Annotated in this window: 16 protein-coding genes; 4 read left to right on the forward strand and 12 right to left on the reverse strand. The window is 66.4% G+C overall.

Annotated elements, in window-relative coordinates; genetic code table 11:
* Positions 1-78: 78 nt before the first annotated feature.
* Positions 79-1,728: an amidohydrolase gene (locus tag ACEQZ0_RS06690; protein ID WP_370189606.1), complete on the forward strand. Its 1,650-nt coding sequence runs from the start codon at positions 79-81 to the stop codon at positions 1,726-1,728.
* Here ACEQZ0_RS06690 and tatC read toward each other — a convergent pair.
* From tatC to ACEQZ0_RS06735, 9 genes are all read right to left on the reverse strand, one after another.
* Positions 1,713-2,507: a twin-arginine translocase subunit TatC gene (gene tatC, locus ACEQZ0_RS06695; RefSeq protein WP_370189607.1), complete on the reverse strand. Its 795-nt coding sequence runs from the start codon at positions 2,505-2,507 to the stop codon at positions 1,713-1,715. The genes ACEQZ0_RS06690 and tatC overlap by 16 nt on opposite strands.
* Before the next feature lies 1 nt (position 2,508).
* Positions 2,509-2,943 carry a Sec-independent protein translocase protein TatB gene (gene tatB / locus ACEQZ0_RS06700; RefSeq protein WP_370189609.1) on the reverse strand — a complete coding sequence of 145 codons (435 nt, stop codon included), beginning with the start codon at positions 2,941-2,943 and terminating at the stop codon, positions 2,509-2,511.
* 24 nt (positions 2,944-2,967) lie between these two features.
* Entirely contained in the window at positions 2,968-3,195 is a 228-nt protein-coding gene (gene tatA, locus ACEQZ0_RS06705; RefSeq protein WP_370189611.1) for a twin-arginine translocase TatA/TatE family subunit, read from the reverse strand.
* A gap of 68 nt (positions 3,196-3,263) precedes the next feature.
* On the reverse strand, positions 3,264-3,863 hold the full coding sequence (scpB, locus tag ACEQZ0_RS06710) for an SMC-Scp complex subunit ScpB (RefSeq protein ID WP_370189613.1): 600 nt from the start codon (positions 3,861-3,863) through the stop codon (positions 3,264-3,266).
* Positions 3,863-4,672: a ScpA family protein gene (locus ACEQZ0_RS06715; protein WP_370189615.1), complete on the reverse strand. Its 810-nt coding sequence runs from the start codon at positions 4,670-4,672 to the stop codon at positions 3,863-3,865. Before ACEQZ0_RS06715 ends, scpB begins: the two co-directional genes overlap by 1 nt.
* Entirely contained in the window at positions 4,669-5,691 is a 1,023-nt protein-coding gene (gene nagZ, locus ACEQZ0_RS06720; protein WP_370189617.1) for a beta-N-acetylhexosaminidase, read from the reverse strand. Before nagZ ends, ACEQZ0_RS06715 begins: the two co-directional genes overlap by 4 nt.
* Before the next feature lie 81 nt (positions 5,692-5,772).
* The gene (locus ACEQZ0_RS06725; RefSeq protein WP_370189619.1) at positions 5,773-6,468 is read right to left on the reverse strand and encodes an SPOR domain-containing protein; all 696 of its coding nucleotides are present in this window, start codon (positions 6,466-6,468) and stop codon (positions 5,773-5,775) included.
* 2 nt (positions 6,469-6,470) lie between these two features.
* The gene (argS, locus tag ACEQZ0_RS06730; protein WP_370189620.1) at positions 6,471-8,210 is read right to left on the reverse strand and encodes an arginine--tRNA ligase; all 1,740 of its coding nucleotides are present in this window, start codon (positions 8,208-8,210) and stop codon (positions 6,471-6,473) included.
* Positions 8,211-8,256: 46 nt separating this feature from the next.
* On the reverse strand, positions 8,257-8,910 hold the full coding sequence (locus ACEQZ0_RS06735; RefSeq protein WP_370189622.1) for a hypothetical protein: 654 nt from the start codon (positions 8,908-8,910) through the stop codon (positions 8,257-8,259).
* A 97-nt stretch (positions 8,911-9,007) separates the two neighbouring features.
* On the opposite strand from ACEQZ0_RS06735, the gene ispH reads away from it, so the two are divergent.
* From ispH to rnhA, 3 genes are read left to right on the forward strand one after another with little or no spacing between them, the layout of a single operon-like run.
* Entirely contained in the window at positions 9,008-9,991 is a 984-nt protein-coding gene (gene ispH, locus ACEQZ0_RS06740; protein ID WP_370189624.1) for a 4-hydroxy-3-methylbut-2-enyl diphosphate reductase, read from the forward strand.
* A 1-nt stretch (position 9,992) separates the two neighbouring features.
* Positions 9,993-10,949, forward strand: coding sequence for a homoserine kinase (thrB, locus tag ACEQZ0_RS06745; protein ID WP_370189626.1), 957 nt, complete (start codon positions 9,993-9,995; stop codon positions 10,947-10,949).
* Positions 10,946-11,389: a ribonuclease HI gene (gene rnhA, locus ACEQZ0_RS06750; protein ID WP_370189628.1), complete on the forward strand. Its 444-nt coding sequence runs from the start codon at positions 10,946-10,948 to the stop codon at positions 11,387-11,389. Before thrB ends, rnhA begins: the two co-directional genes overlap by 4 nt.
* On the opposite strand, the gene ACEQZ0_RS06755 is transcribed toward rnhA, so the two are convergent.
* From ACEQZ0_RS06755 to ACEQZ0_RS06765, 3 genes are all read right to left on the reverse strand, one after another.
* On the reverse strand, positions 11,390-11,566 hold the full coding sequence (locus tag ACEQZ0_RS06755) for a YegP family protein (protein WP_370189631.1): 177 nt from the start codon (positions 11,564-11,566) through the stop codon (positions 11,390-11,392). It lies immediately after the preceding gene.
* 62 nt (positions 11,567-11,628) lie between these two features.
* Positions 11,629-12,726: an NAD(P)/FAD-dependent oxidoreductase gene (locus ACEQZ0_RS06760; protein ID WP_370189633.1), complete on the reverse strand. Its 1,098-nt coding sequence runs from the start codon at positions 12,724-12,726 to the stop codon at positions 11,629-11,631.
* On the reverse strand, positions 12,723-13,688 hold the full coding sequence (locus tag ACEQZ0_RS06765; RefSeq protein WP_370189634.1) for an alpha/beta fold hydrolase: 966 nt from the start codon (positions 13,686-13,688) through the stop codon (positions 12,723-12,725). The genes ACEQZ0_RS06760 and ACEQZ0_RS06765 overlap by 4 nt, the downstream gene beginning before the upstream one ends.
* Positions 13,689-13,720: the final 32 nt, after the last annotated feature.

Below are 13,720 nucleotides of genomic sequence, written 5' to 3' on the forward strand. Positions count from 1 at the left end.
CGCAATCGCCGAAAGGGTTTGCCTTGGCCAAGCTATGCCTTATCGCGGGCGGCCAACCGCCTGACAGGACTGCCTGACATGAAGCTCAAACTCCTTGCAACTGCGCTCGCCTTCGCCTTCGCCCTACCTGCGCAGGCCGACGTGCTGGTCGACAATGTCGAGGGGATCACCATCGGCGAAGACGGCAAGGTCCAGCGCTTCACTGCGCTGGTGATCGACGACGAGGGCAAGGTCGCGCAGATCCTTCAGGCGAAGGACAAGAAGCCGCAGACCGATTATCGCGAGGACGGCAAGGGCCGGGTGATGATTCCCGGGCTGATCGATGCCCATGTCCACGTCATGGGCATCGGAATCGGTGCGCTCACACTCGACCTGTCGGAGACCAAATCGCTCGCCGAGGCGCTCGACAAGATTCGCGCCTTCGCCGCAGCCAATCCCGATCGCCCGTGGATCCTCGGGCGTGGCTGGAACCAGGAGAAATGGGGCCTGGGCCGCTTCCCCACTGCCGCCGAGCTCGACAGCGCGATCGCCGACCGCCCGGTCTATCTCGAGCGGGTCGACGGCCATGCCGGCTGGGCCAACAGCGTCGCACTGCGCGCAGCGGGCGTCGATGCGGCGACGAAGACACCAGCCGGAGGGCGCATCGAACGACTGGCCGACGGAAAGACCCCATCGGGCGTGTTCATCGACCGGGCGACTGACTTGTTGCAGGCCGCCGTTCCCGCACCGCGTCCGAAAGAGCGCGATCTTGCCTTTGCCGAGGCGCAGAAGGTCCTCCATCGCTTCGGCATCACCGCCGTGGCCGACATGGGTACCACGATCGAGGACTGGCAGGCCTTTCGCCGGGCGGGGGATCGGGGCGCGCTGACGCTGCGGATCATGTCCTACGCCGCCGGCCCCGACCAGATGGACCTCATCGCCGGATCGGGACCGTCCCCCTGGCTCTATGACGACAAGCTGCGCATGAACGGCGTGAAGCTCTATCTCGATGGTGCGCTCGGCAGTCGCGGAGCCTGGCTCAAGCGTCCCTATGCCGACGATCCGGGCAATACCGGCCTTCCGCTGATGAGCCCCGCGCAGCTCCGCAACATCCTCGTGCGGGCAGCCACGGGCAATTTCCAGCCCGCAATCCATGCCATCGGTAGTGCCGCGAACGAGGATGCGCTCAATGCGATCGCCGAAATCGCCGAGAGTTTTCCCGGCGACCGGCGCTGGCGGATCGAACATGCGCAAATTGTCGATCCCGTCGACCTGCCCAAGTTCGGGCAGCATGGCATCATCGCTTCGATGCAGCCCGTCCACCAGACCAGCGACCGGCTGATGGCCGAGGCGCGGCTCGGGCCAGACCGCCTCGACGGAGCCTATGCCTGGAACACCATCCTCCGGCTCGGCGGGCGGCTGGCCTTCGGGTCGGACGCACCGGTCGAATCGCCCGATCCCTTTGCCGGTCTCGCCGCGGCGACCACCCGCATGGACGCCAATGGGGAGCCTTTCGGCGGATGGCGCCCGCAGGACCGGGTCAACCGCGAACAGGCGCTGGCGGGCTTTACCAGCGACGCAGCCTATGCCGGATTCGCGGAAGGGCGTTTCGGTCGCCTGCTGCGCGGCGAAAGAGCCGATTTCGTCCTCATCGATCGCGATCCCATGCTCGCCACGCCGAGCGAATTGCGGGAGACAAAGGTCCTCGAAACCTGGGTCGGCGGGCGCAAGGTCTACGAAGCGGACTGAGGCTCTTCAGGACCGTCGACCGCCGCCTTGCGGCGCTTCTCGGTCACCCGCATCAGCAGCAGCGAGCCCTCGAACAGCAGCAAGAGGGGGATCGCCAGCAGCAGCTGCGAGCCCGGATCGGGCGGCGTGATGATCGCCGCGAGCGCCACCACCAGCACGATAACATAGCGCCGCGCCGCGACGAGCTGGACGCGGGTGACGATGCCCGCGCGATGGAGCAGCAGCAGCAGCACCGGCAGCAGAAAGCTCATCCCGAAGGCGAGGATGAATTGCATCACCAGGCCGAGATATTCATTGGCGGTGGGCAGCGCCTGAATCTCCAGCCCGCCCGCGGTCCCCTGGAAGCCGAGGAACCATTTGAAGGCCGTCGGCATGACCACGTAATAGGCCAGCGCGGCGCCCATCGTGAACAACACCGGGGTCGCCAGCAGAAAGGGAAGGAAGGCCTTCTTTTCCTTGGCGTAGAGGCCGGGCGCGATGAAAGCCCAGAGCTGGTTGGCGATGATCGGGAAGCTGAGGCAGAACCCGGCAAACAGCGCCACCTTCAACTCGACGAAAAACACCTCGTAGAGCTTGGTGAAGATAAGCTGGCCCTGGCCCTGGGGAAAGGCGCTCTTGAGCGGCTGGATCAGGAAGCCGAGGATCGGATCGGCGAAATAAAGGCAGATGCCGAAGGCGACGACGAGCGCCAGCACACAGCGCACCAGCCGCGCGCGCAGCTCGATCAGGTGGTCGAGCAGGGGCGCCTGGCTTTCGTCGATATCCTTGATCACCGCCATGTCAGGCATCCTTGCCTGGCGATGGCGGATCGAGCGGGAGCGTGGGCTCGTCGGTGTGTTCGGGCGCCTTGACCGGTGCGGCGCGCTTGATCGCCGCTTCCGCCGCCGCATCGGCATCGGGCACTTCGCCCGCAGCGGCGAGCGATTCCATTTCGTCGGGCAGCAGGTTCTCAGGCGCGCCACCCTCGGGCGTCTCGCCGTCGGGATACTTGGCCATGATCGCCTTGTTCCGCTCGGCCCACCGTTCTTCCATTTCCTCGATTTCCGCCTGGCGGACCATTTCGTCGAGCCCTGCCCGGAAATGGCCCGACATCCGGCGCATCTTGCCGATCCAGCGTCCCGCAGTGCGCATTGCGCGCGGCATATCCTTGGGGCCGATCACGAGAATCGCCACCACGACAATGACCAGCAGTTCGCTGGCGCCGATATCGAACATGGGCGGGCTCCGCCTGGCTGCGGCTTACTTGCTGTCGGTGGTCTGCTTGACCTGATCGGGGGTCAGCCCCTCGTCGGCCGGCTTCGCATCGTGCGAAATCCGCTTCGCGGGCGCATCGTCCTCGTTCATGCCCTGCTTGAAGCTTTTGATACCCTTGCCGAAATCGCCCATCATTTCGGAGATCCGCCCGCGGCCGAAGAGCACGAGGATGACGATGGCGATGATGATGAGCTGCCAGGGACCGAGCGACATTGTGAAACCTTTTTCGTAGCTAGACGGCGAATATAGGCCTGCCGACGGCCGAGCGCCAGTCAGGCGTGCTAACCATTGTCGGATTCGACCTCCGCCTCGGCCTCGCCGTCGTCTCCGCCGACCAGTTCGTCATAGGCATCGTCGACCGGGTCGAGCAGGCCCGTGGCGCGCAGTTCGGCGATACCGGGTAGGTCGCGGCGGCTCGAGAGGCCGAAATGCTCGAGGAATTCGGGCGTGGTCGCGTAGATCGTCGGGCGCCCGGGCACCTCGCGCCGCCCGGCGATCTTCACCCAGCCCGCTTCCATCAGCACGTCGAGTGTCCCGCCGCTGGTCTGCACGCCGCGGATCGATTCGATTTCAGCGCGGCTGACCGGCTCGTGATAGGCGATGATCGCCAGCACCTCGGTCGCGGCGCGGCTGAGGCGGCGAACTTGTTCCTTCTCGCGCCGCAGCAGGTGGGCGAGGTCGGGCGCAGTTTCGAAATGCCAGCGTTTGCCGCGCTCGACCAGGTGAATGCCCCGCTTGTCGTAATCCGCCGCCACACTGCGCAAGGCATCGCGCACCTCGCCGACCGCCGCATCGCCGAGAAATCCCGCCAGTGCCTCTGCGGTCATTGGCTCTTCCGCCGCGAAAAGCGCGGCTTCCACGGCGCGGGCGAGCTCGTCCATCAGGCGGGCATCCGGCGCAGGTGCAGCGGACCGAAGGTGTCCTCCTGCTGCAGTTCGGCCTTACCCAGCCGCGCCAGCTCGAGTGCGGCCACGAAGCTTGACGCGAGTGCGGAGCGCTTGAGCCGCGGTTCGGCATGCGGGGGAAGGAAATCGCGCAATTCCATCCACTCGAGCGTGACGCCGAGCATGTTCGATACCCGGTCGAGCGCGGATTCGAGCGTCATCACGGGCCTTTCGCGGACCATGTGGATCGCGGGCGCGGTGCGCGCCTTGACCCGGCCATAGGCCTCGATGAGCGCGAACTGGTCGCATTGCCACAGGTTCTTGCGCGCGATTTCGAGACCTTCGGGGCTGCCGCGCAGAAATACGTCGCGCCCGATCCGGTTGCCCCCCATCAGCCGCGCTGCAGCATCGCGCATCGCGCCGAGCCGCTGGAGGCGCAGCTGCAGCTTGAGCGCCAGTTCTTCGGGACTGGGGTCTTCCTGCTCTTCCTTGGGCAGGAGCATCGCCGATTTGAGATAGGCGAGCCAGGCCGCCATCACGAGATAGTCGGCGGCGAGCTCGAGTTTCAGCGCGCCGGCGCGGTCGATGTAGTCGAGATACTGGTCGACCAGCGCGAGGATCGAGATCGAGCGGAGGTCGACCTTTTGCCGCCGCGCAAGGTCGAGCAACAGGTCGAGCGGCCCTTCCCAGCCGTCGAGCTCGAGGTAGAGCGCATTGTCGTCGACGGACGCTTCGCTTGTCACCTCGTCCCATTCATCCGGCGGGGTGCCAGCGGGTTCGGTGAAGAGGAGGCCGTCGCTGGTCATCCCGTGCGATCTTCCACAATGGCCAGCAAGGCATCGCGCTTGGCCAGCAATTTGGCGGTGTCGGGTCCGTCGCGAGGCTCACCCATCGCCGCATGCACGCGCTCGAGCCGCTCGGCGGTCGCCGCGCGCATCGCCCCGAGGCGCTCGGCGATGGCGGCCTGGTCGTCCATCTTCGCCCAGCAATTGAGCACGATGTCGCAGCCCGCCGCCAACGCGCGTTCGGCGCGGTCGGGAACGGTTCCGTCGAGCGCCTGCATGTCGATATCGTCGGTCAGCAGCAGGCCGTCGAACCCGATCCTGCCGCGGATCACTTCGCCGATGACCGTTTTCGAAAGCGTCGCGGGATTGTCCGCATCCCACGCTTCGAAGACGATGTGGGCGCTCATGCCCAGCGAGTGCGCGGAAAGCGTGCGGAACGGTTCGATGTCGATGCCGAGTTCGATGTCGCTCGCCGATACATATGGGAGTTCCTTGTGCGAATCGCAGGTCGCCCGGCCATGGCCGGGCATATGCTTGAGGCACCCGACCACACCCGCGCGGCCCATCCCGTCGAGCACCGCGCGGCCGAGCGCCGCAACCTGCATCGGCTCGCTGCCGAGCGCGCGGTCGCCGATGACATCGTCGGTCTCGGGCCGTCGCACATCGAAGGGCGCGTGAAAATCGACCGTGATGCCCATTTCGGCGAGCTCGCGGCCCATCGCCTCGGCATTGGCTCGCGCGGCCTCGATCGCCGAGGCGGGGGCGATTTCCCATAGTTTCGCGAAGGCCTCGCCCGCGGGATAGCGCTGCCAAACGGGCGGCTTCATCCGCGCCACGCGTCCGCCTTCCTGGTCGATCGAGACGATCAGCCGCTCTCGCCCGTGGATGCCGCGCAAATCGTCGGTCAGCCGCCGCAGCTGATCCCGGCTCTCGCAATTGCGCGCGAAGAGGATGTAGCCCGCCGGCTCGGCCTCCTTGAAGAAGGCACGCTCATCGACCGTCAGTTCGAGGCCGGAAATGCCGAAAATGGCGGGTGTCATGGAAGGAAACTGTGTCTTTCGCCCCGATGCCGCAAGCTTGCGGCGTGCGGGAGGTGTGGAAATTCCGCCGGGCCGAGCGATCTACTTGACGAAACAGGCCAGCCCGTCGGCTTTCAACGCGGCGCACAGCCGGTTGGCACCGCTGCGATCGCCGGCCACCGCCTGCAACCTGTAAACCCGCCCGATGTCGACTTGCGCCTCGACGACGCGGTGGCTGACGCCATTGAGCGCCTCGGTCTGGCGCATCAGTCGCGCCCAGGCCGCCTCGGCATCCTCGCGGCGCGGATAGGCTCCGACCTGCACTACGGTTCCCGGCGCGGCGGAAGTGCGCGGAGGCTCGTTCACCGTGGAGGCGATCGAGGGTCCGCTAGCCGCGGGCTTCGCCACCGACTCGGGCGGCGCGGTCTCGGCCAGCTTGCCTTCGCGGGTCTGCCCTTCGCCCACGGCGAAGCTGGTATCTCCGGTGCCGGCGAAGGTCTTGCCACCAGGATCGTCGGGTCGGGTCTTGTAGGGTTCCTCGGGCGCGGCGATCACGCTTCCATCAGCCTCCGGTTCGTCCGAGGCCTGGTTGGAAACGAACCAGATTCCGCCGACGACCGCTGCGAGCAGCGCCAGCGCGAGCACACCGACCATCACGAGGCGCGCGGTATCGAACCCCGCCGCGTCGTCTTCCTCCTCGCCCGCTTCGAGCCAGGGCAGGCTTTCGCCATCGGCGAGGTCGAGCTGGTCCTCGCCCTCCCAATCCTCATCGGTGTCGTATGGCGTCGCCCCACTCATGTTCACATCTCCTCGACCGCCTCGACCCCCAGGATGGCGAGGCCATTGCGGATCACCTGACCGACCTGCGCCGCGAGGAACAGCCGCGCGGCAGTGAGGTCGGGATCGCCCTCCTGGATGATCCGCTTCGCGGGATCATCGTTACCCGCATTCCAGAAGCTGTGGAAGGCGGCGGCGAGATCGCCGAGGAAAAAGGCGATGCGGTGCGGTTCGCGCGCCTTGGCGGCGGCTTCGACCACGCGCGGGAATTGCGCTGCTTCGCGTACCAGCGCGAGTTCGTCCGCACCGAGGCGGTCGAGATTCGCATCGTTCGGTTCGACACCCGCCTTGCGCAGCGTCGAGCGGATGCGGGCATGCGCATACTGGAGGTAGAAGACCGGATTGTCCTTCGAGGCCTCGACCACCTTGGCGAAGTCGAATTCCATCTGCGCGTCGGGCTTGCGGGTCAACATGGTGAAACGCACCACATCCTTGCCGACTTCCTTCACCACGTCGGCCAGCGTGACGAAGGTCCCCGATCGCTTGGACATCTTCACCGGCTCGCCGTCGCGCAAAAGCTTGACCATCTGGACCAGCTTGACGTCGAACGGCACGTCGCGCCCGGCGCCCTTGGTGAGCGCGGCGACGGCGGCCTTGATCCGCTTGACCGTGCCCGCGTGATCGGCGCCCCAGATGTCGATCAGCGCATCGGCCTTTTCCGCCTTCTGGAAATGATAGGCGAGATCGGCACCGAAATAGGTCCATGCCCCGTTCGATTTCTTGATCGGGCGATCCTGGTCGTCGCCGAACTCGGTCGAACGGAACAGCGGCAGCTCGACCGGCTCCCAATCCTCGGGCGGCGCCTTGCCCTTGGGCGCTTCGAGCACGCCATCGTAGACGAAGCCGTGTTCGCGCAGCCAGGCCTCCGCCGCCTCGGGCTTTCTCGCTGCCTGAAGTTCTGCTTCGGAGGAAAACAGGTCGTGATGGATGCCGAGCAGCGCGAGATCCTCGCGGATCATCTCCATCATCGCCGCGACCGAACGCTGGCGGAACAACGCGAGCCATTCGCCCTCGGGCGCGTCCTTGTAGGCCGGGCCGAATTCCTGTGCCAACCGTTCGCCGACCGGCTTGAGGTAGTCGCCCGGATAGAGCCCCTCGGGGATTTCGCCGATATCGTCTCCCAGCGCTTCGCGGTAGCGCAGGTGTGCCGAGCGGGCGAGGACGTCGACCTGGCCGCCGGCATCGTTGACGTAATATTCGCGGATCACCCGGTAGCCCGCCCATTCGAGCAGGCCGCACAGCGCGTCACCGACGACGGCGCCCCGGCAATGCCCCATGTGCATCGGACCGGTGGGATTGGCCGAGACATATTCGACATTGACCATATGCCCATCGCCCATGTGCGAGCGACCATAGTCGTCGCCAAGCGTTGCGATGGCTTGCAGCTCACGACGCCAGACATCGCTCTGGAGACGCAGGTTGATGAAGCCGGGCCCGGCGATCTCCGCTTCGGCGATGGCCGGATCGCGCCGCAAATGTTCGACGATGGTTTCGGCCAGCGCGCGCGGATTGGTCTTCGCCTGCTTGGCGAGCACCATCGCCGCATTGGTGGCAAGGTCGCCATGCGCGGGATCGCGCGGAGGTTCGACGGTCACATTGGCGCGATCCGTGCCGGCAGGAAGGACGCCCTCCATTTCGAGAGCGTCCAATACCGCGTCGATGCGGGCCGCGAAGGCCGCGTGAAGTGTCTGCATGTCAGCCATGGCGCGCGCCTAGACTATCGACGCGAAATGGCAAGATGCGAGAGGCTCAGCGCGTTGCGTTGTAGCGCAGCTGTTCTTCGGTCAGCTGGAAGCCGACCAGCAGTTCGAAGGTCGCGCGTTGGAGCGCCGCGCGAACCGCAGGGTCGGCCAGCGGGTCGAGCGCGGCATCGGGGTCGCCCGCCTTGCGCTTGCGGGTGATCTGTTCGCGGATGTCGGCCGGCAGGGTCGCTTCGGCACGGTCGACATAGGCACCCGCCGTGCCGCGTGCCATGGCGCGTTCCTGACCGTCGGCGAACTGCAGCGTTACGCTGCCGACACGCTTGGTCACGACTGCCGAACCGCCCCGCAGGACGGTGGCGAAATAGGGCAGCGTCACCATACGGCTGCCGCGCGTGTCGGTGCGCCGGGCCACGACATCGAAACTCGCTTCGGTATAGACCCGGTCACCGGCACCCTCGTTGCAGCTCGACCGCAGATTGGTGATCGCCGCAGTCACGTCGAGATTGGCCAGCGTTGTCGATCCCGGAGTACGGAAAGTAGTGATATCGCCTGTATAGTCGGGAATGCCGACCGCCGGGCAGGTGGTCCGCACCGCGCTGATGCCGACTCCCTGATCGACGATCAGATCACCTTCTTTTGCACAACCGGCCAGCGCCAGGCCGAGAGCAAGCGCGGGAACAAGGCGGGTGCGGATGGTCATGCGGCTAAATTCCCTTTTGCGGTCATTCGAATTCATCGCCCGGCAGGGCTGCGCGATGCCCTAGCTTGGGCAGCGCGAAAGCGCTAGAGGGCGGCACATGAATGCCCCCTTTCCTTCCACGCCTGCACCGTCGCGCACCGAACCTCGGCTGCCGCTGAAGCTGCTGATCGCCGCCCCGCGCGGCTTTTGCGCCGGGGTCGACCGCGCGATCGAGATCGTCGAGCGGGCACTGCAGAAATACGGCGCACCGGTCTATGTCCGGCACGAGATCGTGCACAACCGCTATGTCGTCGACAGCCTCAAGGCCAAGGGTGCGATCTTCGTCGAGGAACTCGACGAAGTGCCCGATGACGCGCCGGTGGTTTTCAGCGCTCACGGCGTGCCCAAGAGGGTTCCCGCCGAGGCCGAACGGCGCAAGATGCTCTATGTCGATGCAACCTGCCCACTGGTGAGCAAGGTCCACCGCCAGGCCGAGCGGCAGATCGAGAAAGGCCAGCATATCCTGTTCATCGGTCACGCCGGCCACCCCGAGGTTATCGGCACAATGGGACAGGTGCCCGAGGGCCGGATCACGCTGGTCGAGACAGTCGAGGACGTGGCCAAGCTCGACTTCGAGCCCGACGCCGATCTCTCCTATCTTTCGCAGACGACGCTCTCGGTCGACGATACGCGCGACATCATCGCAGCGCTGGAGGCCCGCTTCCCCCGGATCGTCGCCCCCAAGGCCGAAGACATCTGCTATGCCACCAGTAACCGGCAAGCGGCGGTAAAGCAGATGGCGCCGAGCTGCGACCTCGTGCTGGTCATCGGCGCGCCCAATTCCTCCAATTCGTTGCGCCTCGTCGAAGTGGCCGAACGGCTCGGTACCGACGCCCGCCTGATCCAGCGGGCCGACGAAATCGATCCGAGCTGGCTCGAGGGGGTCGGCACGGTCGGCCTGACCGCGGGCGCTTCGGCCCCCGAAAAGCTCGTGCGCGAGGTGGTCGACCGCCTGTCGGACTGGCGCGTCGTCGACGAGGAAGTGGTGACCACTGCCGAGGAAAACATGATCTTCAAGCTGCCCCGCCAGCTGACCGAATAGGGTGGCGGTCTACACCCACCTCGGGGCCGAAGACCTGGCGCAGCTCGTCGCGCAATACGATGTCGGCGAACTGGTTTCGTTCAAGGGCATCGCCGAAGGGGTCTCGAACTCGAACTGGCTGGTCGAGACCACGCAGGGGCGCTTCATCCTGACGATGTACGAGCGGCGCATCGAACTGGCCGAGCTGCCTTTCTTTCTCGGCCTGCTCGATCACCTCTCGGCAGCCGGCTGCCCGGTGCCGCGCACGATCCACGATCGCGCGGGCGAAGCATGGCGAATGGTCGGCGACAAGGCCATCGCGCTGATCGAGTTTCTTCCCGGGCTTTCGCCCAGCCAGCCGACCCGCGATCAGGCGTTTGCGGTGGGCAGGGCCCTCGCGGAGATGCACCGCGCGGGAGCCCGCTTCCCGATGCGCCGCGAAAACCGGCTCGCTCCGCCCGATACGCTGGCGATCCTGCGCGACTGCGGCGCCACTGCACTCGCGGCCATCGACCCGCATTTGCCCGCCGTCCTCGACACGGGCGCGGCGATTGTCGAGGTCTGGCCGGAGGACCTGCCGCAATCAGTGATCCATTCGGACCTCTTTCCCGACAACGTCCTGATGCTGGGCGATCGGGTGAGCGGCATGATCGATTTCTATTTCGCCTGCGATGGGGCGATGGCCTATGATCTGGCGGTAACGCACGCCGCGTGGAGCTTCGACGAAAGCGGAAAGAACTGCGACCGGCCGCTCGGCGAAGCACTCGTCGAAGGCTATGAAAGCGTGCGGCCGCTCGAAAACGGCGAGCGCGCGGCGCTGCCGCTGCTGGCTGAGGGCGCGTGCCTGCGGTTTGTCGCCAGCCGCGCGCAGGACTGGCTCGACACGCCCGAGGATGCGCTGGTCCGGCGCAAGGATCCGATGGATTTCGTCCGCCGGCTGGAATTCTACCGCGCGAACGGACAAAGAGCCTTCGCATGAAGAAGGTCGAACTGTTCACCGATGGTGCCTGCAAGGGCAACCCCGGCCCTGGCGGCTGGGGCGCCCTGCTGAGGATGGGCCCGCACGAGAAGGAGCTGTCGGGTGGTGAGCCCGATACGACCAACAACCGCATGGAAATGACCGCTGCGATCATGGGCCTGCGGGCGCTGATCGAGCCCTGCGAGGTCGATCTCTACACCGACAGCAAATACCTCGTCGACGGGATCACCAAGTGGGTCCACGGGTGGAAGAAGCGTGGCTGGGTCAATGCCAGCAAGAAGCCGGTCCGCAACGCCGAATTGTGGCACGATCTGATCGAACTGACCGCGCACCACAGGGTCCGGTGGCACTGGGTTAAGGGCCATTCGGGTCACGAGGAGAACGAGCGGGTCGATCGCCTCGCCAGCGACGCGGCGGAGCGCATCGCCCGCCAAGCCTGATCAACTGTTGTCGACGACCTTGGCCGCGGGACCGTTCTTCTTGATCGAATGGATGGCGTTCTGCGCGCCGGCCTTGGAGGAATAGCCTTCGGTCGAGAACATCACTTCGGAATTATAGCTGAAGCGCACGCGGTATTCGCCTGCCTTGTCGCGGTAGATTTCGAAATGGTGGGCCATTGCTCGCTCCTCTTTTAGGGTTCGTTGTCGGTCGAACACCCTAGCGTGTCGCTCGCGCTTGGCTAGACGAAGCGCGCGGGTGCATAGAGCTCGGGCTCCAGCTCTTGAGTCATTGTGTCGCGCTCTTCGCCGAGCAGCAGCTGGCGGGTGAGCCGCGCCGCCGCGGGCGAGGTCTGGATACCGAAACCGCCCTGCCCCGCGAACCAGGCGAAGCCTTCCACCGCAGGATCGCGACCATACACCGGGCGGCGGTCGGGCGCGAAGCTGCGCAGCCCGGCCCACTTGTGTTCGACCGCCTCGACCCGCCAGTCGACCACCTCGCCGAGTCGCTCGATGGCCTGCGCCACCGCGAGTTCTTCGGGTGCGGCATCGCAGGGCTCGCTCGGCTCCTCGTCATGCGGGCTGAGCCACAGGCGCCCCGATTCGGGCTTGAAATAGAACTGACCACGCAGGTCGAGTACCAGCGGCAGATCGTCGGGCACCGCCGGATCGACCCGCACCTGAACCACCGTGCGGCGATAGGGGGTGATCCCGACGGGGCTTGCGCCTGCAAGACGCGCGACGGGGTCCGCCCACGCGCCCGCTGCATTGACGACCGTTGCGGCGCGGTGGCTCTCGCCGCGCGCGGTGGTGATCGTCCAGAACCCCTCACCTCGCTCCAGACCCGCCACGCGGGCCCGGCATTCGAGGCGCACATCGCCCGCCCGTGCGCGGGCAAGGAAATGCCCGTGCAGCGCAGCGACATCGATGTCGGCGCAGACGGGCTCCCAGATCGCGTCGCTCCAGCCCGGGCGCACGCCCGGGAGCCGCGTCTGCAATTGCCCGCGACCGAGATGCTCGATCGTCGCCCCGGTGGGAACGAAGCGCTGCATAAAGCCGGTCACCAGTTCCTCGTCGCCGGCACGCCCGATGTAGAGAGCGCCACGCTGGGTCAGGAAACCGCCTTCGCGCAGAGGGGGGCCGGAGGCGAGCGTCAACGGCACGATCTCGGGCCCGCCGTAGCATTCCTCCCAGAAGGCCGCGGATCGACCCGTGGCATGATAGCCGGGCCGCTCCTCCGCCTCAAGCAACAGCACGCGCGCGCCCCCCTCGCCCAGCTCGGCGGCGAGGCTCGCGCCGGCGATTCCGGCGCCGACGATCGCGAAATCGTAGTAGCTCACCGCGGTCCCGCAGGGGCCGCGCGGTCGAGGAAATCGTCGATCGCCGCCAGCGCACGATCGCGCACGGGATCGACCTCGCGAAGGATCTCGTGGCGGGCTTCATCGCCGAAGGCGACCAGTTCGCCCTTGGGCAGGCGCTGCGCGGTCCGCACCGCGGACGCGTGGCTGACCAGCCTGTCGGCCGCGGTACTGAGCACCAGGACCGGAACCTGCACGGATTCCATTGCGCCGGCTTCCTCCAGCCGGCGGATCGAGGCATAGGCCCGTTCGACCCAGCCCCAGCTGCCCGGCCCCATGACCAGCTCCGGCCGCTTCTCGCGCCACCACAGCTCATCGGCGTAGCGTTCTGCATCGTGCGTCAGCAGCGTGCCCCTGTCGGCAGGCATTTCGCCCGGTTTCTCGCTCCATTTCCACGCCGGGCGGGTCGGGGCACCTATTTTCGTCATCAGCTTTGCGACGGCATGCAGCACTGCGACCGGCAAGGGCGGGCCGGCCATGCCGATCATCGGCGCACTCAACACCACGGCGTCGGGATCGACGAGCGAATCGACCAGCGCGCGCATCACAAGATGTCCGCCCATCGAGTGCCCGGCGAGGATGTGCGGACCCGGCGTGAGCGCCTTCCACGCCTGCCACAGCTGCGCGAGATCGCCCGTCCAGGCCGAAAAATCGGCAATGTGGCCGGTGATCGCGTCGTCCCCGAGGCGTCCCGAACCCGCCTGCCCGCGCCAATCGGCCGCGGTGACTCGCCAGCCCGATCGATGCCAATGATCGAGCGTCTCGAGATATTTCTCGTAGAAATCGCCGCGCCCCGGAAGGAACAGGATCGAACCGCGCCTGCCGCCACCGGCGCCGGGCCAGTCGATCCGCCGGATCGCGTGGCCGTCGGCAAGCGCGAAAGTGGATTCGGTCGCGCCCGGCGGAATCGAGCGGCGGTCGAAGGTCTCCTGTTGCGCTGGCATGCCCGTGATCGCGACCTCCTCTATGGTTACTT

It is taken from the genome of Qipengyuania sp., assembly GCF_964227205.1.
Lineage (GTDB): Bacteria > Pseudomonadota > Alphaproteobacteria > Sphingomonadales > Sphingomonadaceae > Qipengyuania.

Excerpts from the sequence above, each read along its gene's own strand:
- ACEQZ0_RS06690 (WP_370189606.1), top strand. The coding sequence starts at position 79 with ATGAAGCTCAAACTCCTTGCAACTGCGCTCGCCTTCGCCTTCGCCCTA.
- tatC (WP_370189607.1), bottom strand. The coding sequence starts at position 2,507 with ATGGCGGTGATCAAGGATATCGACGAAAGCCAGGCGCCCCTGCTCGAC.
- tatB (WP_370189609.1), bottom strand. The coding sequence starts at position 2,943 with ATGTTCGATATCGGCGCCAGCGAACTGCTGGTCATTGTCGTGGTGGCG.
- tatA (WP_370189611.1), bottom strand. The coding sequence starts at position 3,195 with ATGTCGCTCGGTCCCTGGCAGCTCATCATCATCGCCATCGTCATCCTC.
- scpB (WP_370189613.1), bottom strand. The coding sequence starts at position 3,863 with ATGGACGAGCTCGCCCGCGCCGTGGAAGCCGCGCTTTTCGCGGCGGAA.
- ACEQZ0_RS06715 (WP_370189615.1), bottom strand. The coding sequence starts at position 4,672 with ATGACCAGCGACGGCCTCCTCTTCACCGAACCCGCTGGCACCCCGCCG.
- nagZ (WP_370189617.1), bottom strand. The coding sequence starts at position 5,691 with ATGACACCCGCCATTTTCGGCATTTCCGGCCTCGAACTGACGGTCGAT.
- ACEQZ0_RS06725 (WP_370189619.1), bottom strand. The coding sequence starts at position 6,468 with ATGAGTGGGGCGACGCCATACGACACCGATGAGGATTGGGAGGGCGAG.
- argS (WP_370189620.1), bottom strand. The coding sequence starts at position 8,210 with ATGGCTGACATGCAGACACTTCACGCGGCCTTCGCGGCCCGCATCGAC.
- ACEQZ0_RS06735 (WP_370189622.1), bottom strand. The coding sequence starts at position 8,910 with ATGACCATCCGCACCCGCCTTGTTCCCGCGCTTGCTCTCGGCCTGGCG.
- ispH (WP_370189624.1), top strand. The coding sequence starts at position 9,008 with ATGAATGCCCCCTTTCCTTCCACGCCTGCACCGTCGCGCACCGAACCT.
- rnhA (WP_370189628.1), top strand. The coding sequence starts at position 10,946 with ATGAAGAAGGTCGAACTGTTCACCGATGGTGCCTGCAAGGGCAACCCC.
- ACEQZ0_RS06755 (WP_370189631.1), bottom strand. The coding sequence starts at position 11,566 with ATGGCCCACCATTTCGAAATCTACCGCGACAAGGCAGGCGAATACCGC.
- ACEQZ0_RS06765 (WP_370189634.1), bottom strand. The coding sequence starts at position 13,688 with ATGCCAGCGCAACAGGAGACCTTCGACCGCCGCTCGATTCCGCCGGGC.